Origin of the sequence: Thermomonas sp. LB-4, from assembly GCF_036409385.1 — a bacterium.
Lineage (GTDB): Bacteria > Pseudomonadota > Gammaproteobacteria > Xanthomonadales > Xanthomonadaceae > Thermomonas.
The window spans coordinates 55,116-75,721 of the sequence record NZ_JAXOFT010000011.1; the positions used below are offsets into that span (position 1 = coordinate 55,116).

At 70.5% G+C, this 20,606-nt stretch carries 17 protein-coding genes and 1 pseudogene; 6 read left to right on the plus strand and 12 right to left on the minus strand.

The features are described from left to right. Nucleotides 1-165: 165 nt before the first annotated feature. Together SPK54_RS09125 and SPK54_RS09130 are read right to left on the minus strand one after the other, a co-directional pair. Complete coding sequence (locus SPK54_RS09125) at nucleotides 166-831, minus strand: response regulator transcription factor (RefSeq protein ID WP_330947592.1); 666 nt, start codon at nucleotides 829-831, stop codon at nucleotides 166-168. 4 nt (nucleotides 832-835) lie between these two features. Further along, nucleotides 836-1,645: a 3-hydroxybutyrate dehydrogenase gene (locus SPK54_RS09130; RefSeq protein WP_330947593.1), complete on the minus strand. Its 810-nt coding sequence runs from the start codon at nucleotides 1,643-1,645 to the stop codon at nucleotides 836-838. Between the two features lie 109 nt (nucleotides 1,646-1,754). Here SPK54_RS09130 and SPK54_RS09135 point away from each other — a divergent pair, with 109 nt between their 5' ends. The 5 genes from SPK54_RS09135 (at nucleotide 1,755) to SPK54_RS09155 (ending at nucleotide 7,015) form a co-directional block, all read left to right on the plus strand. Further along, a complete protein-coding gene (locus tag SPK54_RS09135; protein ID WP_330947594.1) occupies nucleotides 1,755-3,542 on the plus strand; it encodes a 3-hydroxybutyrate oligomer hydrolase family protein in 1,788 nt (595 codons plus the stop codon). 153 nt (nucleotides 3,543-3,695) lie between these two features. Continuing rightward, nucleotides 3,696-4,313, plus strand: coding sequence for a CDP-alcohol phosphatidyltransferase family protein (locus SPK54_RS09140; protein ID WP_330947595.1), 618 nt, complete (start codon nucleotides 3,696-3,698; stop codon nucleotides 4,311-4,313). 62 nt (nucleotides 4,314-4,375) lie between these two features. Then, the gene (locus SPK54_RS09145; protein WP_330947596.1) at nucleotides 4,376-5,485 is read left to right on the plus strand and encodes a poly(R)-hydroxyalkanoic acid synthase subunit PhaE; all 1,110 of its coding nucleotides are present in this window, start codon (nucleotides 4,376-4,378) and stop codon (nucleotides 5,483-5,485) included. Between the two features lies 1 nt (nucleotide 5,486). Beyond that, entirely contained in the window at nucleotides 5,487-6,557 is a 1,071-nt protein-coding gene (locus tag SPK54_RS09150; RefSeq protein WP_330947597.1) for a class III poly(R)-hydroxyalkanoic acid synthase subunit PhaC, read from the plus strand. A 2-nt stretch (nucleotides 6,558-6,559) separates the two neighbouring features. Continuing rightward, nucleotides 6,560-7,015, plus strand: a complete 456-nt coding sequence (locus tag SPK54_RS09155) for a hypothetical protein (RefSeq protein ID WP_330947598.1) — start codon at nucleotides 6,560-6,562, stop codon at nucleotides 7,013-7,015. Nucleotides 7,016-7,288: 273 nt separating this feature from the next. Here SPK54_RS09155 and SPK54_RS09160 read toward each other — a convergent pair whose 3' ends face one another. From SPK54_RS09160 to SPK54_RS09185, 6 genes are all read right to left on the minus strand, one after another. After that, the gene (locus tag SPK54_RS09160; protein ID WP_330947599.1) at nucleotides 7,289-8,461 is read right to left on the minus strand and encodes a methyl-accepting chemotaxis protein; all 1,173 of its coding nucleotides are present in this window, start codon (nucleotides 8,459-8,461) and stop codon (nucleotides 7,289-7,291) included. A gap of 75 nt (nucleotides 8,462-8,536) precedes the next feature. After that, the gene (locus SPK54_RS09165; RefSeq protein WP_330947600.1) at nucleotides 8,537-9,607 is read right to left on the minus strand and encodes a chemotaxis response regulator protein-glutamate methylesterase; all 1,071 of its coding nucleotides are present in this window, start codon (nucleotides 9,605-9,607) and stop codon (nucleotides 8,537-8,539) included. Beyond that, on the minus strand, nucleotides 9,607-10,209 hold the full coding sequence (gene cheD / locus SPK54_RS09170; RefSeq protein ID WP_330947601.1) for a chemoreceptor glutamine deamidase CheD: 603 nt from the start codon (nucleotides 10,207-10,209) through the stop codon (nucleotides 9,607-9,609). The genes SPK54_RS09165 and cheD overlap by 1 nt, the downstream gene beginning before the upstream one ends. Continuing rightward, a complete protein-coding gene (locus SPK54_RS09175) occupies nucleotides 10,206-11,060 on the minus strand; it encodes a CheR family methyltransferase (RefSeq protein WP_330947602.1) in 855 nt (284 codons plus the stop codon). The genes cheD and SPK54_RS09175 overlap by 4 nt, the downstream gene beginning before the upstream one ends. After that, entirely contained in the window at nucleotides 11,053-13,167 is a 2,115-nt protein-coding gene (locus SPK54_RS09180) for an EAL domain-containing protein (protein WP_330947603.1), read from the minus strand. Before SPK54_RS09180 ends, SPK54_RS09175 begins: the two co-directional genes overlap by 8 nt. Before the next feature lie 73 nt (nucleotides 13,168-13,240). After that, on the minus strand, nucleotides 13,241-15,964 hold the full coding sequence (locus SPK54_RS09185) for a methyl-accepting chemotaxis protein (protein WP_330947604.1): 2,724 nt from the start codon (nucleotides 15,962-15,964) through the stop codon (nucleotides 13,241-13,243). Nucleotides 15,965-16,192: 228 nt separating this feature from the next. Between SPK54_RS09185 and SPK54_RS09190 the strand changes: the two genes are divergently transcribed. Further along, entirely contained in the window at nucleotides 16,193-16,507 is a 315-nt protein-coding gene (locus SPK54_RS09190) for an energy transducer TonB (protein ID WP_330947605.1), read from the plus strand. Between the two features lie 188 nt (nucleotides 16,508-16,695). Here SPK54_RS09190 and SPK54_RS09195 read toward each other — a convergent pair. The 4 genes and pseudogenes from SPK54_RS09195 to SPK54_RS09210 all read right to left on the minus strand — a co-directional run. Next, nucleotides 16,696-18,735 (minus strand): annotated as a pseudogene (locus SPK54_RS09195) (methyl-accepting chemotaxis protein); the annotation flags it as partial. A 13-nt stretch (nucleotides 18,736-18,748) separates the two neighbouring features. Continuing rightward, nucleotides 18,749-19,615: a porin gene (locus tag SPK54_RS09200; RefSeq protein WP_330947606.1), complete on the minus strand. Its 867-nt coding sequence runs from the start codon at nucleotides 19,613-19,615 to the stop codon at nucleotides 18,749-18,751. A 29-nt stretch (nucleotides 19,616-19,644) separates the two neighbouring features. Beyond that, nucleotides 19,645-19,845, minus strand: a complete 201-nt coding sequence (locus SPK54_RS09205) for a hypothetical protein (RefSeq protein WP_330947607.1) — start codon at nucleotides 19,843-19,845, stop codon at nucleotides 19,645-19,647. A 171-nt stretch (nucleotides 19,846-20,016) separates the two neighbouring features. Further along, nucleotides 20,017-20,606 (minus strand): CZB domain-containing protein (locus tag SPK54_RS09210; protein WP_330947608.1); only part of this gene is annotated, 590 nt, incomplete at its 5' end.

Here is a 20,606-nt window from a genome sequence, read left to right on the forward strand (position 1 = left end):
CAGCGATTTTCAGGCGTGCGGCGCGCTCCGGGAAACGCGTTGTCCACAACCGCTGTGGATGGAAATCGTATAACGGTGTGGATAACCGTCCGAGCGCAAGGCGGGGTGCGGCTGTCAATGGAGTTGGCTAAAAAGTAGCCATGCGTTTCACGCCCGTGGTGGGGATCAGGCTTCGATCTGCCGCGCGGGGTCCGAGAGCTCCAGTTCGCGCAGCACCACGCTGGCTTGGGTGCGGTTGCGCACGCCGAGGCGCTCGAAGATGGCGGTCAGATGCGCCTTCACCGTGCGTTCCTGCACGTCCAGGCGGTCGGCGATCTGCTTGTTGAGCAGGCCTTCGGCGACCAGCGCCAGCACCCGGAACTGCTGCGGCGACAGGCTGGCCAGGCGCGCGGCCAGGTCCGCGTCCTGCGGCGCGCTCTGCGCCCGCGCCACGCTGGCGCGCAGCGCCGGTGGCAGCCAGGTCTCGCAGGCCAGCACGCAGCGGATGGCGTCGCGCAGTTCGTCGAGGCCGGCGCTCTTCGGCAGGTAGCCGGCGGCGCCGTGGTCCAGCGCGCGGCGCACCACGCGCGGGTCGTCGTTGGCCGAGACCACGATCACCGCCACGCCCGGGAATTGCGCGCGGATCGCCGCCAGCCCGGCCAGGCCGTGGTTGCCCGGCATGTGCAGGTCCAGCAGCACCAGGTCGACCTGTGGCTGCGCGTCCAGCAGCGCCAGCACCTGGTCCAGCGCGCCGGCTTCGAACAGCTGCACGTCGCCCAGCGCGTCGCGCGCGGCCTGCCGCAACGCGGCGCGGAACAGCGGGTGGTCGTCGGCGATCAGCAGGGAAGCCATGGCCTTACTGCGCCGTCCAGCCCCCGTCCACCGGCATCGCCGTGCCGGTGATGTTGTGCGCCTCGCGCCGGCACAGGAACACCGCCAGCGCGGCGATCTCGGCGGGCAGGGTCATGCGCAGGCTGGGCTGCTTTTCCGCCAGCAGCGCGCGCACGCCGTCGTCGCGGCTGCCGCCCTGCATGCGCGCCTCGATCTGCGGCTCGATCAGCGGGGTCTCCACCCAGCCCGGGCAGATGCAGTTGACGGTGATGCCGCCGGAATCGCGGTTGCCCTGCGCGGCATATTCCAGCGCGGCGACCTTGCTCAGCCCGACGATGCCGAACTTGCTGGCCACGTACGGCGCCTTGTCCTTCGATGCCACCAGCCCGTGCACCGAGGCGATGTTGACCACGCGGCCGTAGCCGCGGCCGGCCATCGCCGGCATCGCCAGGCGCATGGTGTGGAAGGCGGAGGAGAGGTTGATGGCGATGATGTCGTTCCACTTCGCCACCGGCATTTCGTGCAGGGGCACCGCGTGCTGGATGCCGGCATTGTTGACCAGGACGTCGATGCCGCCGTTCGACCAGCCGGCAAGCTCTGCCATCATCGCCTCGATCGCCGCGGGGTCCCGCAGGTCGGCGCCGAAATGCGCGGTGCCGCCACCGCCCGCGGCGTCCACCTCGGCGAGCGCGGCGGCGATCTGCCCGGGCGAGCCCAGCCCGTTGATCGCCACCTTCGCGCCGGCGGCGGCAAGGCCCTTGGCGATGGCCAGCCCGATGCCGGACGTGCTGCCGGTCACCAGCGCGGTGCGGCCCTGCAGGAAGGTGTCGCTCATGGTGCGGCTCTGCAACGATGGGGAAGCGCATACGCTAGCAGGAACGCGCTGGCGCCTGCTGGTACGAAAGTACGATGCGACGCGCCGCGGCAGCAGCTATGGTCGCGGCATGAACACACTCCGCCATTGTGTCCTCGCCGTGGCCGCCGCCCTGGCGGCCGGCTGCGCCAGCCTGCCCGCCGCGAAGGAAACCGCCGCCATGTTCAGCCAACCGCGCGCCACCGAACATCGCGGGCAGGACGACCTGCTCACCGGCGGGCTGGGCCTTGCCGGCCTGCAGTCGATGCTGCCGCCGGGCTTCGCCGACGCCGCGCATCCGACCCCGGCCGAGCTGCGCAAGCGCGCGCTGTGGAGCAACTGGCGCGGGATCGCGGATCTTTCGCCCGGCGGCGGCTACGGCAGCCTGTACGGCAGCGTCGCCGCCGTACCGGGCCGCGAGTTCAGTGCGTTCGCCAAACTCGCCGGGGCGACCCAGCCGCATCGCGTGCTGGTGCAGCTGCCGGACGCCTTCGACGCCGGCAAGCGCTGCGTGGTGGTGGCCGCCTCGTCGGGTTCGCGCGGCATTTACGGCGCGATTGCGGTTGCCGGTGCGTGGGGCCTGCCGCGCGGCTGCGCGGTGGCCTATACCGACAAGGGCGCGGGCACGGACTATTTCGATCTGGATGCGGGGCAGGACGTGGCCGCCGACGGCACCTTGGCGCCTGCGGACGCCGCGTTGGCATTCGTTCCGCAGCCGGCCAGCGGCAGCGGCGTGGCGTTCAAGCACGCGCATTCGCAGGACAACCCGGAGGCCGACTGGGGCCGCCACGTCAAGCAGGCCGCCCAGTTCGCGCTGGCCACGCTGGATGCGCAGCTGCCGCAGCAGGCGCCGTTCACCTTCGACAACACCCGCGTCATCGCGGTGGGCATCTCCAACGGCGGCGGCGCGGTGCTGCGCGCCGCGGAAGACGGCGAGCCGTGGCTGGACGCGGTGGTTGCGGGTGAACCCAATGTGCTGGCCGAGGCCGCCGGCGCGCGCAGCCTGTACGACTACACCACCGAAGCCGCGCTGCTGATGCCCTGCGCGCTGCCGCAGCTGGGCATCCCGGCGATGCCGGGGCTGGACGCGAAGTGCGCGGCCCTGGCCGCGCGCGGCCTGCTGTCCGGCGCGACCGCGGACGCCCTGCAGAAGGACGCCCTGGCGAAGCTGCGCGCCGCCGGCTGGACCGATGCGGCGCTGCGCGCCGGCGCGATCAGCGTGGGCTTCGACCTGTGGCGCGCGGTGGCGGTGGGCTATGCCTCCGCCTACGGCCGCTACGCGCATGACGCCCATCCCTGCGGGTACCGCTATGCGGCGCTGGGTGCGGACCTGCAGCCGCGTGCCGTGACCGATGCCGAGCGCGCCGCGTGGTGGGCCGACGGCAGCGGCATTCCGCCCGGCGCGGGCGTTGGCATCGTCGATCCGCAGCCGCTTGCGGACATGGGGCTGAGCGGCCTGCAGTGCCTGCGCGCACTGTGGGCGGGCGACGGTGCCGATGCGCGGCGGGTGCGCGCGGGCATCGAGGAAACCCGCGCCAGCGCGCCGCGCGCCGGGTTGCCGGTGGTGGTGATCCATGGCACCGACGACGGCCTGGTGCCGCTGGCGTTCTCCAGTGCGCCGTACGTGGCGATGGCCAGGGCCGCTGGCCGCGACGTGCGCTACTGGCAGGTGCGCAACGCCCAGCACTTCGACGGGTTCCTTGCGCTGCCGCACATGGCGGCGGCCTACCTGCCGCTGCTGCCGTACGTGTACGAGGCGCTGGATCGGGTCGATGCGCACCTCGACGGCAAGGCCGCGCTGCCCGCCGATGCCGTGGTGGCCACGGTGCCGCGGATGGGCAAGCCGCTGGAGGCGCGGCATCTGGCCATGCCGGACTGATCGCGCGGCGAAGCCTTGCCGGCGGCAAGGCGTGGCCCGCCGCAGTTGCCCGCCGCAGTTGACCGCAGGCGGCGCAGGGCCGGCGACGGGGGCTCCACGCTGGCCTGTCGCGCGGTGGGGTAGGCTCCGCGTACAGGCATACCGGAGCAGCCGATGAAGCAGCGCCATTTCTCGATGTTGCGCGATTTCCACCTCGCCGACTGGTTCACCCTGGCCAATGCCTTCTGCGGCACCGGCGCGATTTTCGCCGCGATGCGCTTCCTGCAGGACGGCGTTGTGCGCGACCTGCTGATCGGCATGGCGCTGATCCCTCTGGCGTTCGTGTTCGACGCGCTGGACGGACGCATCGCCCGCTGGCGCAAGGTGTCCTCCACGCTGGGGCGCGAGCTGGATTCGCTGGCCGACGTGATCAGTTTCGGCGTCGCGCCGGCGGCGCTTGCCTATGCCTGCGGCCTGCAGGGCGGCTGGGACTGGCTGATCCTGAGCGGCTTCGTGGGCTGCGGCGTGAGTCGGCTGGCGCGCTACAACGTCACCGCGGAAACCCTGGCCGACGGCGGCGACAAGGTGAAGTACTTCGAGGGCACGCCGATCCCGACCAGCGTGGTGCTCGTCGGCATGCTGGCGTGGGCCGCCTGGCGCGGCGACATCGGCGCCGACCTGTGGCTGGGCGTGATCCGGCTGGGCCCGTGGCAGCTGCACCCGCTGGCGCTGGTGTTCGCGCTGTCCGGCGCGCTGATGATCAGCAAGACTCTGCGCATCCCCAAGCCCTGAAATCGCCTGCGATGGCGGTGTCATCCCGGCGTTGCTAGCATCGGTGCATGGACGGAGGGGACATGGCGGAAGCATCCAACGATTTCGCGGCGCTGACGCGCCAGTATCTGGACCTGTGGGGGCAGGCGCTGCGCGGCGCCGCGCCGCAGCCGGGCCTCGATCCGGGCCAGTTCGGGCTGGGGGACATGTTCGAGGCGTGGCGTCGCCAGGCCGGCGGCCAGGGCGGTTTCGGCGCCGCGATGGAGCATTTCAACCGCCAGAGCAGCGACTGGTACGCGCAGATGCAGCAGGTGGCGGCGCGCTTTGCCGGCCGCGATCACAGTGCCGGCGACGTGGCCGCCGCCTGGCGCGAGGCCTTTGGCGGCAGCCATCCTTTCGCCGGCCTGATGGAGGGCATGCGTGGGCCGGGGCTGGAGACCATCGCGCAGTGGGGCGAGGCAGGCATGCCGTCGCTGCACGGCCTGCGCGCGGAAACCGCGGCGGCGCTGCGGATGCCTGCATTCGGCTTCAGTCGCGAGCACCAGGAGCGGCTGCAGGCGCTGGCGCTGGCGCAGCTGCGCTGGCAGGAGGCGCAGCAGGAGTACGCCAGGTTGATGGCGAAGGCCTCGCGCGATGCGTTCTCGCGCTTCGAATCCAGGCTTGCCAGCCACGAAGAGCCGGGCCAGCAGATTTCCAGCGCGCGCGCCCTGTTCGACCTGTGGGTCGACGCCGCGGAGGAGGCCTGGGCGGAGCTGGCCCTGTCGCAGGAATACCGCCATGCGTTCGGCGCGCTGGTGAATGCGCAGATGCGCCAGCGCGCGGCCGCGCAGGCGATTGGGGAACAGGTTGCCAGCACCTACGGTTGGCCGGAGCGCGGCGAGCTGGACAGCGCCCACCGCAAGATCGCCGAGCTGGAGCGGCAGCTGCGACGGATGCAGCGCGCGCCGACGCCGGCGGCTGCTGGCAGTGTGGCGCCGGGCAAGCCGTCGCCGAAGCGGACGTCCGCGGCCAGCAAACCGTCCGTAGCCAGGGCGGCACCAGGCGGAAAGGCAGCGGCGAAGAAAGAGCCGGCAGCCGGCATGGCGAAAACAGCTGCAAGGAAAGTCGCCGGGAAGATCGTGAAGCAGGCCGCGAAGGGCAGCGCAGCCGCGGCGAACGCGCGTACGGGCAAGCCTGTTGCCAGGGGGCGTTGAAATGATCGGACCGCTGAACATCACGTTGGATTCGCTGGCCGAGGAAAGCAGTCGGCTGCAGCGCAAGCTTTCCGCCAGCATCGGAACCCTGCGCGACATGGGCGAGGTGGATTTCGGCGTCACCCCGCGCGAGGAGGTCTGGCGCGACGGCAGGGTGGTGCTGTACCGCTTCAAGGGCGAGCGTGCCCCCACCGCGCGGGTGCCGATCCTGATCGCCTACGCGCTGGTCAACCGCCCGTACATGGTCGACCTGCAGGCCGACCGTTCGCTGGTCAAGGGTTTGCTGGCGCGCGGCGAGGACGTCTACATCATCGACTGGGGCTACCCGGACCGCTCCGACCGCTTCCTCACCCTGGAGGACTACATCGAGCGCTTCATCGGCGGCGCGGTGGAGCACCTGTGCGCGGCGCAGGGGCTGCCTTCGGTCAACCTGCTGGGGATCTGCCAGGGCGGCGCGTTCTCGCTGTGCTACGCCGCGCTGCATCCGGACAAGGTGAAGAACCTCATCGCCATGGTGACGCCGGTGGACTTCCACACCGCCGACAACATGCTGTCGAACTGGAACCGCGAGATCGACGTGGACCTGCTGGTCGACACGCTCGGCAACGTGCCGGCCGACATGATGAACTTCACCTACCTGATGCTGAAGCCGTGGCGGCTGTTCGCGCAGAAGTACGTGGGCATGGCCGACATCCTCGACGACCGCAGGGCGATGGAGGATTTCCTGCGCATGGAGAAGTGGATCTTCGATTCGCCCGACCAGGCCGGCGAGGCGTTCCGCGAGTTCAGCAAGCAGTTCTTCCAGGAGAACCGCTTCGTCACCGGCGGCGCGAAGGTGGGCGACCGCGAGGTCCACCTGGGCCTGCTGGAAATGCCGATCCTCAACATCTACGCCGAGCAGGACCACCTGGTGCCGCCCGACGCCTCGCGCGCGCTGCGCGGGCTGTGCGGCAGCCAGGACTACACCGAGCTGTCGTTCAAGGGCGGCCATATCGGCATCTACGTGTCCGGCCGCGCCCAGCAGGAAGTGCCGCAGACCATTCACGACTGGCTGGCGAAGCGGTCGCGCTGAGGATGCGCGCGCCGCCGCGCTGGCTGCTGCATGCGGTGCAGTGCCTGGGCATCCTGTGGGCGTCGCCGGTCAGCGCGATCGGCCTTGCGGCGGGGCTGGCGGCGCTGGCGGGCGGCGCGCGCGCGCAGTTCAGCAGGCGCGACCTGGCCTGCATCTTCCACCGCGTGCCGTGGGGGCCGGGCGGCGCGCTGACGTTGGGCAACGTGATCCTGGACACCGGCGACGACCTGGGGCGCGCGTGCAATACCTATGCGCACGATGCCGGCCATGGCCACGAGCCGCGCATCCGGCTGTGCGACCACGAGCGTGCGCATGTCCTGCAGTACATGGCGCTGGGCGTGCTGTTCCTGCCGCTGTACCTGCTGCACGGTGGGGTGGCGGCGCGCAATCCGTTCGAGCGCGCGGCCGACCGCTACGCGCGCACCGGCCGCGGGTGGTGGCCCTGGTCTCGCCCCTGAATGCGGTTGGCCGACCGGCGGCTGCGCTGAATGGGCGGTCCTTAGCCTTTTCCTAACCATGCCGGGGGTAGTCTCTGCGGACCGGAGAAAAACTCCACGGCGCGCAAGGCGCCACGGAGAATCGCTCCGGCCCGACCCGGTCCCCTCCAGGCGCAATGCCCGCGAGACCGGGTTTTTCATGCGCGTCGGCCGGTTTCCCTGCTGCCGATAGGCGCGGACAAAAAAATCCCGGCCAGGGGCCGGGATTCCAGGGCTGCCCGCGGGCAGCGGGGGTCAGAACAGCTCGACGCTGCCGGCGTCCATCGTCTGCTGCAGGACGGCCTTGTGCGGCGGGCGTTCCCACTCGCCGCGCATCTGCGCGATGCGGTTGCCGATATTGGCCAGCGCCTTGCGCATTTCCGGGTCCTGGAAGCCGTGGCTGCCGCGCAGCAGGTCGTGCAGGGTGGTGGCTTCGTTGTTGATCTGCTCGAGCCGCTGCAGGTGCACGCCTGCGGCGCCCAATGCCTGGGTGGCGATGTCCTCGAACTGCAGCGAACGCACCGCTTCCGCCACCGAGGCGTCGATGGCCCGGCCGCAGTCGGCGATGTCGCGCATGCCGTTGCCCAGGCTGCGGTGGATGCCCTCGACGCGGTCCATCATCGAGGCCGATTCGCTGCGCGCCACGCGCACGCGGTCGAGATCGCGCGAGGCCGTCTGCGACACGGTTTCGCGGACCTTGGCGATGGATTCCTTGGCGTTGTGGGCCAGCTTGCGGATCTGCTCGTTGAAGGCGGTGCTGCGCTCGGACAGGTTGCGCACCTCGTCGGCCACCACCGCGAAGCCGCGGCCCGCCTCGCCGGCACGCGCGGCCTCGATGGCGGCGTTCAGCGCCAGCAGGTTGGTCTGGTCGGCGATCGACTTGACGTCTTCCAGCAGCGCGAAGATGCCGTCCAGGTGCCCGGCCATCGCGTCGATGTGGCTGACGGTAACGCCGCTCTGGCCGCTGGCCGCTTCCAGCGCCTCCACCAGCTGCTCCATCTGCTGGGTGGCCTGCTGGGCGAAGCGGGAGATATCGATGGAGCCGCTGTCGTCGCCGGTGCGCTCGACCAGCCGCGCCACCACCGTGCTCTGCTCGCGCGACTTGCGGTTGACCGCATCGAAGCTGCCGCCGAGCTTGGCCACCGACTCGCGGATCAGGGTGCGGGTGCGCTCGATCTCGGCATGCGAACCGCTGATCTCGTTGCCGACGAAGCCGCGCAGCTCGCCCAGCAGCTCGGCGTGGTCGCGCAGGACCTGCGCCTCGGCCTTGCTGGGCAGGGCGCGCCAGGCCACCACGCCCCAGGCCGCGGCTGCGGTGACCACCAGGGCCATGCGGACGGCCATCGGCCAGGACAGGGCCTCGGCAATGAACAACAGCAGCATCAGCACCATCGGTGCGGCGATGCGGAGCAGGGCGCGGGGTTCCATCGTCGATCTCGTCGGGGACTCGCTGAAGATAACGGCCGAGGTGGCGGCCAGCTTTAGCGGCGCCGGTGGCGGCAGTCAGGCGCCGCCGGGGTTGGTGCTGGCCAGCAGGGCGCTGGCGATCCCGGACAGCGGCAGCACCTGCTGCGCGGCACCGAGCGTGTAGGCGGCGCCCGGCATGCCCCAGACCACGCAGCTGGCCTCGTCCTGCACCATGGTGGCGGCGCCGGCCTTGCGCAGCGCCAGCAGGCCGCGCGCGCCGTCGTCGCCCATCCCGGTGAGCAGCGCGGCACTGGCGTTGGCACCGGCGGCCTGCGCCACCGATTCGAACAGCGCATCGACGCTGGGGCGGTGGCGGCGGATCGGGTCGTCCTCGCCCAGCCGGCAGCGCCAGCGTGCGCCGCTGCGCTGCACGCGCAGGTGCAGCCCGCCCGGGGCGACGTAGGCGTGGCCGGCCAGCAGCGGCATGTCGTCCTCGGCCTGCACCACGGTCATCTTGCTGTGGCGGTCCAGGCGCTCCGCGAACGGCTTGCTGAAGGCGGCCGGGATGTGCTGGGTGATGACGGTGGCCGGCGCGTCGGCCGGCATCTGTTCGAGGATCACGCGGATCGCTTCGGTGCCGCCGGTGGAGGCACCGATGGCGATCAGCCGGTCGGTGGTGCGGTACTTGATCGCCGTGGGCTGCGTGCTGGCCGCGGATGCGCCGGGTTGCAGGCGGGCGACCCGGGCGCGGGCCGCGTGGCGCACGCGCTCGCAGAGCTCACTGGCGTAGTTGTTCAGGCCGCGCTCCACGTCGAGCTTGGGCTTGGTGACGAAATCCACCGCGCCCAGCGCCAGCGCATCGAGGGTGACCTGGGCCCCGGCCTCGGTCAGCGAGGACACCATCACCACCGGCATCGGCCGCAGCCGCATCAGGTTCTGCAGGAAGGTCAGCCCGTCCATGCGCGGCATTTCGACGTCGAGGGTGAGCACGTCGGGTTCGAGCTGCTTGATCTTGTCGCGTGCGATCAACGGGTCGGAGGCGGTGCCGACGACCTCGATGCCCGGATCTTGCGACAGGATTTCGCTGAGCACCTGACGCACCAGCGCCGAGTCGTCGACGATCAGCACGCGTACCTTGCCGGGACGCAGGGGTGTTTGCATGGCCATCAGAACAGCTCCACGGAACCGGCCACCGGCTTCTGCGCCAGCTGGCTGCGATAGGCGCGCTCGACCCGCGCGATCTCGCCGGCCGCGGGCAGGCGCTTGACCAGCGTGCGGCCGGTGCGCACGAAGAAACACACCTTGCGCGGCTGCACTCCGAACAGGTCCTGGGCCACGATCGGGATGCGTTCCGCGGTGAGGTAGTTGAGCACGAAATTGCCGTTGCGGGTGCCGATCGGGTCCAGGGTCATGCCGGGCAGCACGTTGCCGCCCCCGAACACCTTCGCCTGCAGGCGCTGGCGCGAGGCGCCCGCCTTCAGCAGGCCGTTGATCAGCAGTTCCATCGCATGGGCGCCGTAGCGCGCGCTGCCGTCGCCCGGTGCAGCGTCGGGCAGCATGAAGTGGTTCATCCCGCCGACGCAGGCGCTGGGGTCGTAGAGGCAGGCCGCCACGCAGGAGCCCAGCACGGTGGCCAGCGCGATCGGATCCGACGAAACCCGCCACTCCGCCGGCAGCAGCTTGATCACGTCCGCGTCCAGCGCCGGGTCGTAGTAGGTCCCCGGCGGCGGCACCCGGACCGCGGCGACGCTGGCCGGCAGCACGCTCATCGGCCGTCCTGGGCGGCGCGATAGATGGTCCTGCCGCAGGGCTGCACCACGTCCAGCGCATGGGCGAAGCTTTCCGAATGCCCGGCATAGAAGCGGCCGTCTGGCGCCAGCAGCGGGGCAATCTTGCGCAGCACCTCGTACTGGGTGGGCTTGTCGAAGTAGATCATCACGTTGCGGCAAAACACCGCCAGGAAGCGCTGGCGCATCCCGTAGTCCGGCGCCAGCAGGTTGAGCTGGCGGAAATCGACCAGTTGGCGCAGGTGCGGCTTCACCCGCACCAGGCCCTCGTTGGGACCGGTGCCGCGCAGGAAGAAGCGGCGCTTGCGCTCCGGCGAGAGGTCGGCGATGCGGTCGATCCCGTAACTGCCCGAGGCCGCGGTGCTCAGAGCGTTGGTGTCGATGTCGGTGGCGAGGATGCGCACCGGCGGGGTATCCGAGTTGAACGCCTCGCAGGCGGTGATTGCCAGCGACCACGGTTCCTCGCCGGTGGAGGCGGCGCAGCACCAGATGTCCGCCGGCTCTCCGCGGGGCAGGGCGCGCAGCTGGTCGCGCAGGGCATCGAAATGGTGGGCCTCGCGGAAGAACGAGGTGAGGTTGGTGGTCAGCGCGTTGATGAACGCCTGTTCCTCGCTGTCCGGATCGGCTTCCACCAGGTCCAGGTAGTCGGCGCACGTGGACAGGCCGCGCGCGCGGATGCGCCGCGACAGCCGGCTGTAGACCATGTCGCGCTTGTGTTCGGCAAGATGGATGCCGGCGCGGGTGTAGATCATCCGGCAGGCGCGGCGGAAATCGCGGTCGTTGAACTCGAAGCCCGCGCCGGTGCTGTCGCGGTCGGTGGTGCCCTCAGCCATGGGCCATCTCCGCCTGTTGCGTCTGCAGCCGCGTGTGCAGGGCCGCCGCGTCCAGCGCCGGCGCGTACAGGTAGCCCTGCGCCTCCTCGCAGCCGTGGTCGTGCAGCCAGGCCGCCTGCGGCATGTCCTCCACGCCCTCCGCCACCACCCGCAGGCCCAGCGCGCGCGCCAGCATCAGGATCCAGCGCACGATCGCCGCATCCTCGCCGTTGACCAGCATCCCGCTGACGAAGCTGCGGTCGATCTTGACCCGGTCGATGCGGAAGCGGCGCAGCATCGACAGCGACGCATAGCCGGTGCCGAAGTCGTCGAAGGCCAGGTTCACCCCGCGCGAACGCAGGACCGCCAGCGCCTCGGCACCCGCACTGTCGTGGGTGAGGGCGATGGTCTCGGTGATCTCCAGCTCCAGCCGCTCCGCCGGCAGCCCGGCGGCGGCCAGCGCCACCTGGACTTCGGCCACCAGCGACTCGGCCAGCTGCGCGGGGAACAGGTTGACGCTCACCGAGGTGTCCGGATCGGGCCACTGCGCGGCGTCCCGGCAGGCGCGCCGCAGCACCCAGGCGCCGACTTCCGCGCCCAGCGGGCTGCGTGCCAGCAGGTCGATGAACTCGCCCGCCGGCACCATCCCGCGCTGCGGGTGCCGCCAGCGCAGCAGCGCCTCGGCACCGCAGATGCGGCCGGTGGCCAGCTCGACCTGCGGCTGGTAGTGGAGCTCGAACTCGCCCTGCGCAAAGGCGCGGCGCAGGTCGCGGTCCAGGTCGCGACGGGCCAGGGCGTCGGTGCGCATCGCCGCCTGGTAGCGGCAAACCTGCCGGCCGCCGGCCGATTTGGCGCGGTTCAGGGCAAGGTCGGCGCTGGCCAGCAGGTCGCCCTGGCCGCGGACATCGGCACGCAGGGCGATCCCCACGCTCACGTCGATGTTGATCTCGTGGCCACGCACGCGCAGGGTCTGTTCCAGATGCCGGACCAGCGCCGGGATGACCGCGCCGGTGTCCGCGTCATCGCGTTCGCACGCGGCCAGGCGGGCGTCGCTGCAGGCCACCGCGAACACGTCGCCGCCCACGCGGGCAAGGCAGGCATCGGCATCCGCGTTGGCCTGCAGCCGGTCGGCGATGGCTTGCAGCACGCGGTCGCCGACCACGTGGCCAAGGCCGTCGTTGATCCACTTGAAGCGGTCGATGGCGAGCAGCGCCACGCCCCAGTCCGGATGCCGCTCCAGCGCGTCGAGCAGGGCATTGCGGTTGGGCAGCCCGGTCAGCGAGTCGTAGTGCGCCAACCGGTCCAGCTGGGCGCGCTGGTGGGCGGCTTCGGTGATGTCGTGCAGGATCAGGGTGACGCCACGGTCCGGGCCGTAGCGCCAGGTGGAGCGAGTGGCATCGAGCAGGCGCAGGCTGCCGTCCGGGGCCATGATGCGCAGCTGCTGGCTGCCCTCGATGCGTCCGGACAGCCACGCCTGGGCGATGTCCTGGTCGGATTGCAGGCGCAGCGGGAACAGCGAGAACAGCGGCTGGCCGGCCAGCTGGCTGCCGAACAGCTGTTCGGCAGCGCGGTTCTGCCAGCGCACCCGGCCTTGGCGATCGCCGACCAGCACCGCTTCGCGGGCCTGTTCTCCAGCCTGCGAGACGATCAGCGCACGCCGCTCCAGGTGGCGTTGCTCCAGCAGGGTGGCGGCGATGCGTGCCAGCCCCGCCAGCGTGTCCAACTGCGCCTGCGTGGGGGCTTCGCGCGGTTCGTGGGCCAGCACGGCCAGGGTGCCGAGGCGTTGGCCGGCGCGCCCGCGCAGGGCCACGCCGACGTAGAAGCGCGCGCCGCAGCGCGGATCCGCAGCGAGGTTGGGCAGCACCAGCAGCGGGGTGTGCTGTTCCCAGGTGCGCACGATCAGGTGGTCGCGCGAGAGCTGGCGCGGACCGCCTTCGACGCCGTGGCCGGCGAGCATCAACACTCGTTCGTCGTCGCAGGCGGCGACGACGCCCATCGGCGCCTGCAGTATCGCCGCGGCCAGCGTGGCCAGATCGGCCAGACGCGCCGACGCCTCGCAAGCCGGAAAGGCCGGCGAAGTGGAGGCGGCATCGTGCAGATCGCGGGCGGGCGGAAGCTCGAATGTCATCTGCGCGAGGCGGGACCGAAGGGGGAAGGGACAGCAAGAACCGGGCGGGGCAGGGCCCCGCCCGCGGCGCGCATCAGAACTCCTGCCAGTGCTGGTCGCCACCGCTGACCGTTGCCGGCGTGCGGGACCGCAGCGGCGTGGGGGCGGGGGGCGCTGCGACGGGGGCGTCATCACCCCGGGTCTTCCGCAGGGGCGTGGACTGGCGGCGCGCGCTCGCCGGTGCCGGTGCTGCGGTCGGCGTTGCCGCACGGGGTGCGGCGGCGCGTGCGGGCGGTGCGGCCGCGGCCACGGCAGCGGCCGCGGTCCTGAACGCGGACACTGCTTCGACCAGCTGGGCGGCCTGCTGACGCATGCTTTCCGCGGAGGCGGAGGCCTGCTCGACCAGCGCGGCGTTCTGCTGGGTGCCTTCGTCCATCTGGGTGATGGCCTGGTTGACCTGCTCGATGCCGCTGCTCTGTTCCTGCGAGGCGGCGGAGATGTCGGCCATGATGTCGGTGACCCGCTTCACGCTGCCCATGATCTCGCTCATGGTGCGACCGGCCTGGTCGACCAGCGCGCTGCCTTCCTCCACCTTGAGCACCGAATCGGTGATCAGCTGCTTGATCTCCTTGGCGGCGCCGGCACTGCGCTGGGCCAGCGAGCGCACTTCCGCCGCCACCACCGCGAAGCCGCGGCCCTGCTCGCCGGCGCGGGCGGCTTCTACCGCCGCGTTCAGCGCCAGGATGTTGGTCTGGAACGCGATGCCGTCGATCACGCCGATGATGTCGGCGATCCGGCGCGACGACGACTGGATGTCGCCCATCGTGTCCACCACCTTCTGCACCACGTCGCTGCCGCTTTCCGCCACGTTGGCCGCGCCGATCGCCAGCTGGTTGGCCTGGCGGGCGTTGTCGGCGTTCTGCTTCACGGTCGAGGTCAGTTCTTCCATCGACGAGGCGGTTTCCTCCAGCGATGCCGCCTGCTGCTCGGTGCGCATCGACAGGTCGCTGTTGCCCGCGGCGATCTCGCCGGCGGCGGCGTTGATGCCGTCGGAGGTCTGGCGGATGTCGCCCACGATCTTGGCCAGGCCGTCCACGGTGCGGTTGGCGTCTGCCGCCAGCTGGCCGAACTGGCCCGGCAGCTGCACATCGACCCGACGCGACAGGTCGCCATCCGCCACAGCCGAGAGCAGCCCGCCGACCTCGTTCAGGCCTTCGTCGGCGGTGGCCATCAGCGTGTTCAGTTCTTCCAGCAGTTCGCGGTAGACGAACTCGAAGCGGTCGGCGTTGCCGCGGTGGCTGAAGTCGCCGGCCACCGCCGCGCCCACCAGCGTCTTGATCTCGCCGTTGACCGCCAGCATGCCGTTCTTGACCGCATCCACCGCTTCGGTGACGCGCGCCTTCTGGCCGGGGTAGCGGGCGATGGTGCGCGACAGGTCGCCGCGCCCGTAGTCGGCCACGATGCCGATGGCGTCCATCTTGGTCTCGACGTGCGCTGACACGAGGGTGTTGACCTGGTCGGCCATCACCCCGAACGCGCCCGGGAAGGCTTCCGCGTCGATGCGCTCGTCGATTTCGCCGGCGTCGTGCTGCTGGAACATCGTCTGCTGTGCCTGGGCGAACTTGCGCAGCGAGCTGGCCACGTTCTCCAGGCTGCGGCCGATGTCGTTCAGTTCGTCCTGGGTGTCGACGCGGATCTGCTCCGAGAACTGGCCGGCGGCCAACGCCTTGGCGCCGCCCTCGATGTCCTGCAACGCCTTGCGGGTGCCGCGGGTGAAGCCCATGAACAGGTAGGCGGCGGCCAGCAGTGCCAGCGCCACGAAGCCGAGGGTGGCGAACGCCTTCATCTGCAGGCTGGCGATGGTGCGGTCACCGGCGGCATTGATGGCGGCATTGCTCGCCCTCATCGCCTTGTTCATGGCCAGGCGGGTGGCCTGGTCCTGCCTGGCCAGGCCCGCCACCGGCGATTCCGGGGTTTCGGCATCCAGGATCTGCTCCTGGATCATCTTGTTCTGCGCTTCCATCGCCTGCAGCGCAGCAGTCATCGGCTTGCCGAACAGGACCGCGCCTTCCGGCACGTCGCGTTCGATGTACTTGCGGCCGTCGGCGATCTGCCCGTTCAGGTAGCCCTGCATGTTCTTGCGGACCGCCAGCTCGGTGCGGTCGCTGACCCAGATCGCGCCTTCGCCCAGCACGCGGATGCCCACGATGGCCTGCTTGCCGCTGGCGGAGGCCAGTTCCGGCAGCAGGACGCCGCCGATCTCGCCGCCGCGCAGCATGGCGGTGTCGGAGGCGACCGAGGTGATGGCGGTGAAGGCGATCTTGGCGATTTCGGAACGCAGCGACTCCAGTGCCGCCGAGTCCGAATCCGGGCCGCCTTCGCCCTGGGTGGCCACGGCCTTCTTCCAGGCGGCGCGGGTGGCCTTCATCGATTCGAGCAGTTCGCGGTCGTCGAACCCGGCCTGGCCGTGCCAGCTGTCGAACGCGGTCAACGCCTTGTCGGCGCGCGCCGCGGCGTCGGCGATGCTCTGGTCGGTGGCCGTCGCGTCGTTGGCCAGCTTGCGTGCGCGCAGCTGGCGGTGGTCCTGCATCGCCATCTGCGCGTCCTGCAGCATGGACAGCCCGACGGTGGCGGCGCGCGCGTTGCGGGCGTCTGCGATCTCGCCCAGCGAGCGGGTGATCACAAGGCCGGCCAGCACGCCGCAGGTCAGGGTGAATGCCGCACCGATCAGCATTGCCTTCTGGCTGAAGCGCAGGCGCGCCATCAGACGGGTAGCGGGGGCGAGCAGGCGATCGGCGAGGGAGTGACTTTGCGGCATTTTGGGGCCCCTGTGCGGCGCAAACGTTGGTTAGGTCAGTGGCGGCATCGGCCAGGGGGCGGGAATCTTTAATGCGCGCGGCCCCGGCGCGGGCGTGTCATCCGGCAACTGTGATGGGCATCGCAGAGTGGGGCGGTCGCGCGCGGGGAGCGCTCAAGTCCAGCCCTGCGCAGCCGATGACGCAGACGAGCGCATGCGCGCCTGCACCCCTACAACGGAGCTCCCCCTATGTCTCGACCCTTCCATCGGATGTTGAATGCGGCGATGTTCGCCGGCGCAATGGCGCTGTCCCTGCCGGTACTGGCGGCCAACCCGATCAAGCGCGTCGATCCCGTGTATCCCGCCGAAGCCGCCCGCTCGGGCACCACGGGCTACGTCGAGGTGGAGTACAGCATCGGTCCGGACGGCAAGGTCACCGACGTGTCGGTGATCGATGCCAAGCCGGGCCGCGTGTTCGTGGCGGCTGCGGTCAAGGCGGTCAAGCAGTGGGAATTCGCCCCCGGCGACAGCCGCGGCAAGGTGAAGGTGGAGTTCAAGCTCTGAGCCATGCCGCTGCCGGCTGAAGCCGGCGACCGCTGGAAACAAGGAACGCGCCGGTTGCCGGCGCGTTCTTTTTTCGGGTCCGCATGTTGTTGCGCGGCGTCGACTCCTGCCCGCGGGATACGGACGGCGGTTCCGCCCGTTTCCCCGTCCGGTCACCGATGCGTATTGAACGCGGCCACCAGACTCACCAGTTCGTTGGCCTGGTGTTCCATGCTCTGCGCCGCAGCGAAGGCTTCCTCGACCAGCGCGGCATTCTGCTGGGTACCCTCGTCCATCTGGGTGATGGCCTGGTTGACCTGCTCGATCCCGGCGCTCTGCTCCTGCGAGGCAGCGGAGATGTCGGCCATGATGTCGGTGACGCGCTTCACGCTGTCGACGATCTCGCCCATGGTGCGGCCGGCCTGGTCGACCAGCGCGCTGCCTTCCTCCACCTGCACCACCGAGTCGGTGATCAGCTGCTTGATTTCCTTGGCCGCGCCGGCGCTGCGTTGCGCCAGCGTGCGCACCTCGGCGGCCACCACCGCGAAGCCGCGGCCCTGCTCACCGGCGCGGGCGGCTTCCACCGCCGCGTTGAGCGCCAGGATATTGGTCTGGAAGGCGATTCCGTCGATCACCCCGATGATGTCGGCGATCCGGTGCGAGGACGCGGTGATGCCGCTCATGGTCTCGACCACCTGGCCAACCACCTCGCCGCCGCGCACCGCCACCCCGGCCGCGCCATGCGCCAGCTGGCTGGCCTGGCGGGCGTTGTCGGCGTTCTGCTTGACGGTGGAGGTGAGTTCCTCCATCGACGAGGCGGTTTCCTCCAGCGCCGCCGCCTGCTGTTCGGTGCGGCGCGACAGGTCCTCGTTGCCACGGGCGATCTCGGACGCGGACGCGTTGATCGATTCGCTGCCGGTGCGGATCTGGCCGACGATGCTGGTCAGGCGCTCGACCGTGCGGTTGGTGTCGTTGGCCAGGTCGCCGAAGCGGCCGGGCAGGCGGGTGTCGATGCGCCGGGTCAAGTCGCCGTCGGCCACAGCGGACAGTACTTCGCCGACTTCGGACAGGCCGTGATCGGCGGTGGCCATCAGGGTGTTCAGGCTTTCCACCAGTTCGGCGTAGACGAATTCGAAGCGGCGGGCGTTGCCGCGCTTGCCGAAATCCCCGGCCACCGCGGCGTCCACCAATGCCTTGATCTCGGCATTGATCGCCAGCATGCCGGCCTTCACCGCGTCCACCGCCTCGGTGACGCGCGCCTTCTGGCCGGGATAGCGTTCGATGTCCTCGGCCAAGTCGCCGCGGGCGTACTGCGCCACGATCCTGATTGCGTTCATCTTGACCTGGACGTGCGAGGCCACCACCGAGTTGATGCCTTCCGCCATCCGTCCGTAGGCGCCGCGGAAACGCGAGGGATCCATGCGGAAATCGATGTTGCCGGCGTCGTGCTCGCGCTCCAGGTGCGCCTGTGCCGCGGCGAATTCGCCCAGCATCGCCGTCATCCCGCGCATGGCGCGGGCCAGGTCGCCGATCTCGCTGCCGTCGTTGCAGGCGAGGCGGCCGTCCAGGTCGCCCTGCGACACCGCATTGGCCACCCCGACCACTTCGCGCAGGGGACGCACGATGGAGCGGCTGATGCCGATGGCGCCGATCGCGGCCAGCACCAGCGCTACCACCAGCAGCACCGCGATGGCCAGCAGGCTGAGCCGGTAGCTGCGCTGCTGCGCCTCCACCGCCTGGTCCAGCCGCTGCATGTTGTAGTCCAGCAGGCTGCCCAGCTGGTCGGCGGTGGCCTGGCGCAGGTCGGCGGCGCCCTTGGCCGGACCCATGTCGCCGACCTTCAAGGCCTCGACCAGCTTGCGGCTGTTGTCGAAGTAGCGGTCGGCGCGCGCCATGGTTTCCTTGTACAGCGCGCGGTCGCGGGCATCGCTGATCTTGGATTCGTACGTCTTCGCGAGGGCGAAGAAGGCCTTGCTGCCTTCCGCCAGTTCGCCGGCGTATTCCTCGCGCTTGGCCGCGTCGTCGGCGCTGGCCACCAGGCCGCGTTCGCTGACCCGGTATTCGGCCAGCATGGTCGCCAGCCGGCCGAGGTCGCGGATCGCCGGCACCGATTCGTTGGTGACCTTCTGCACCATGTTCTGGGTATTGCCCATCCGTAACACGGAGAACACCCCGGTGGCCACGATCAGGATGGCCAGTGCGGTAAAGCCGATGGCAAGGCGCTTGCCGATCGTCAGGTTCTGGAGCATGGCGTATCCCCGGTCAGTAGGTGAACTGCACGCGCAGGCCGACGGTCAGCGGATCGTTGGCGATGCCGCGGCGGGTGCTGTCGTATTGCAGGAGGTTGGCGATCACCCGCATGTTCGGATTCGGGTAACAGGTGGCGGCCAGGCCCCAGCTGTCGGCGCGGCCGCCGCGCATGGCCGGGCCGTCGTTGAGGTCCATCACGCTATAGCGCAGCGCCAGTTCCCAGCCGACGTGCCCCTTGGGCGAGGGGGCGGTGGCCACGCCGCGCTTGTAGCTGCGGCCATCGCCGGTGGGCGACCAGGTCAACTGCACGCTGGCGGCATCGCCGCTGACGTCGCCGGTATCGCGGCGCAGGAACACTTTCGCGCTCTCTGCCTGCAGCGACCACGCGCCGCGCACCCACAGGCCTTCCACCGCGGCGCGGTCGATCCGGTCCACGCCGGTGATGGCGCCGGTGGACGCCACCCGCAGGTCGCTGAGCACGCTGCCGGCGTTGAGGCTGTAGCTGGCGCTGTGGCTGCGCGGCCGTTCGCTGGCCAGGCTCAGGCCGACGTGGGCGCTTTCCTCCTTGCCCGAGCGCAGCAGCCAAGTGCCGCGCATGGTGGCACCCGGCGAATCGCTGGTGCCGTCCAGGCGATGGCCGAACAGGGCAGCGTTGAACGTGCCGCGCTTGCCCCAGCGGGCGTATTCCGCGCCGATCCGGCGGCTGATCGCGAAGGCGCCCACCGGGGATGCCTCGAGGAAGGCGGTCTGCTTGTCGGCAATCGCGTCTTCCAGCGCGAACGGCTGCTTGAACTGGCCGAGCCGGAAGGAGTGGCCTTCACCCGGGGTCAGCTCGAGGTAGGCATCCGGCGGCGTCCTGTCGGCGAAATCGTGGTCCACCACCACCTGCCAGCGCTTGTTGTCGCCCTTCAGCCGGGGAAGCCCAGCCGCGCGCGGCGGAAGCCGTCCTCGGTCTGCAGCGGGCCCAGGTCGGAATCCACCCGCGCCCATTCGTACTGCACGTTGGCGACGGGGGCGATCTCGAACGGCAGCCCGGAGGCGGTGGCGGGAGCGGCGCAGGTGGCCAGCAGCAGTGCCAGGGGGATGCGGTGTGGGATCGGGTGGGGCATATTCGGATCTCCCGGCGGGCGATGCGGGTCTGGGTGCCGGCCGCCCGGCCCGCGGAGGCCGCGACGGCGCTGGCGCTCTATCTGCTACGGCCGTGCGGAGCGATTCTTGAGCACGGCCGGTACGGCGGATTCACGCCGGTGAGTCCGGATGCCTCCGGCTGCGGCCTCGGTTCAGTGTCGACCGGAGGATCGCGCGACATCGGCGGGCAGGGCGTTGCGCAACTCGCGGATGGAAATCACGGTGCTCTGGGTCAGCTGGCCGAAGTCCCCGTCCAGCAACGCGCGGGCATGCGCCTCGTCACCACACTGCCAGGCGTGGACGATGTCGCCCGCGGTGACGTGGAAACGGCCGTGGACGTCCAGCAGCCGCTGGTATTCCGGCATGTCCTGCAGCTGCCGGCCCTTGCCATGCAGCCATTCGCCGAGCTTGCAGAGGTCGTCGCGGGCCACCGTCTCCGCCTCCAGGTCCTCGCCGCTGCCCTGCAGGTAGGCCTTGAGGCGCAGCTTCCATTTCAGGTGGCGGTCGATCATCTCGTCGAACGAGGTGATCCTGCCGTCGCTGTCCTCCAGTCCGCGGGCCGGCGCGCCTGGCGACGCAGCCGGAGGGGCCATGCCGGCATCGAGCCGGAACACCGCCACCGCGGCGCTGAGCTGGCGCGCTTCGTCTTCCATCGAGCGCGCCGCGGCGGTCGCCTCTTCCACCAGCGCCGCGTTCTGCTGGGTGGTTTCGTCCATCTGGGTCACCGTGCGGTTGACCTGCT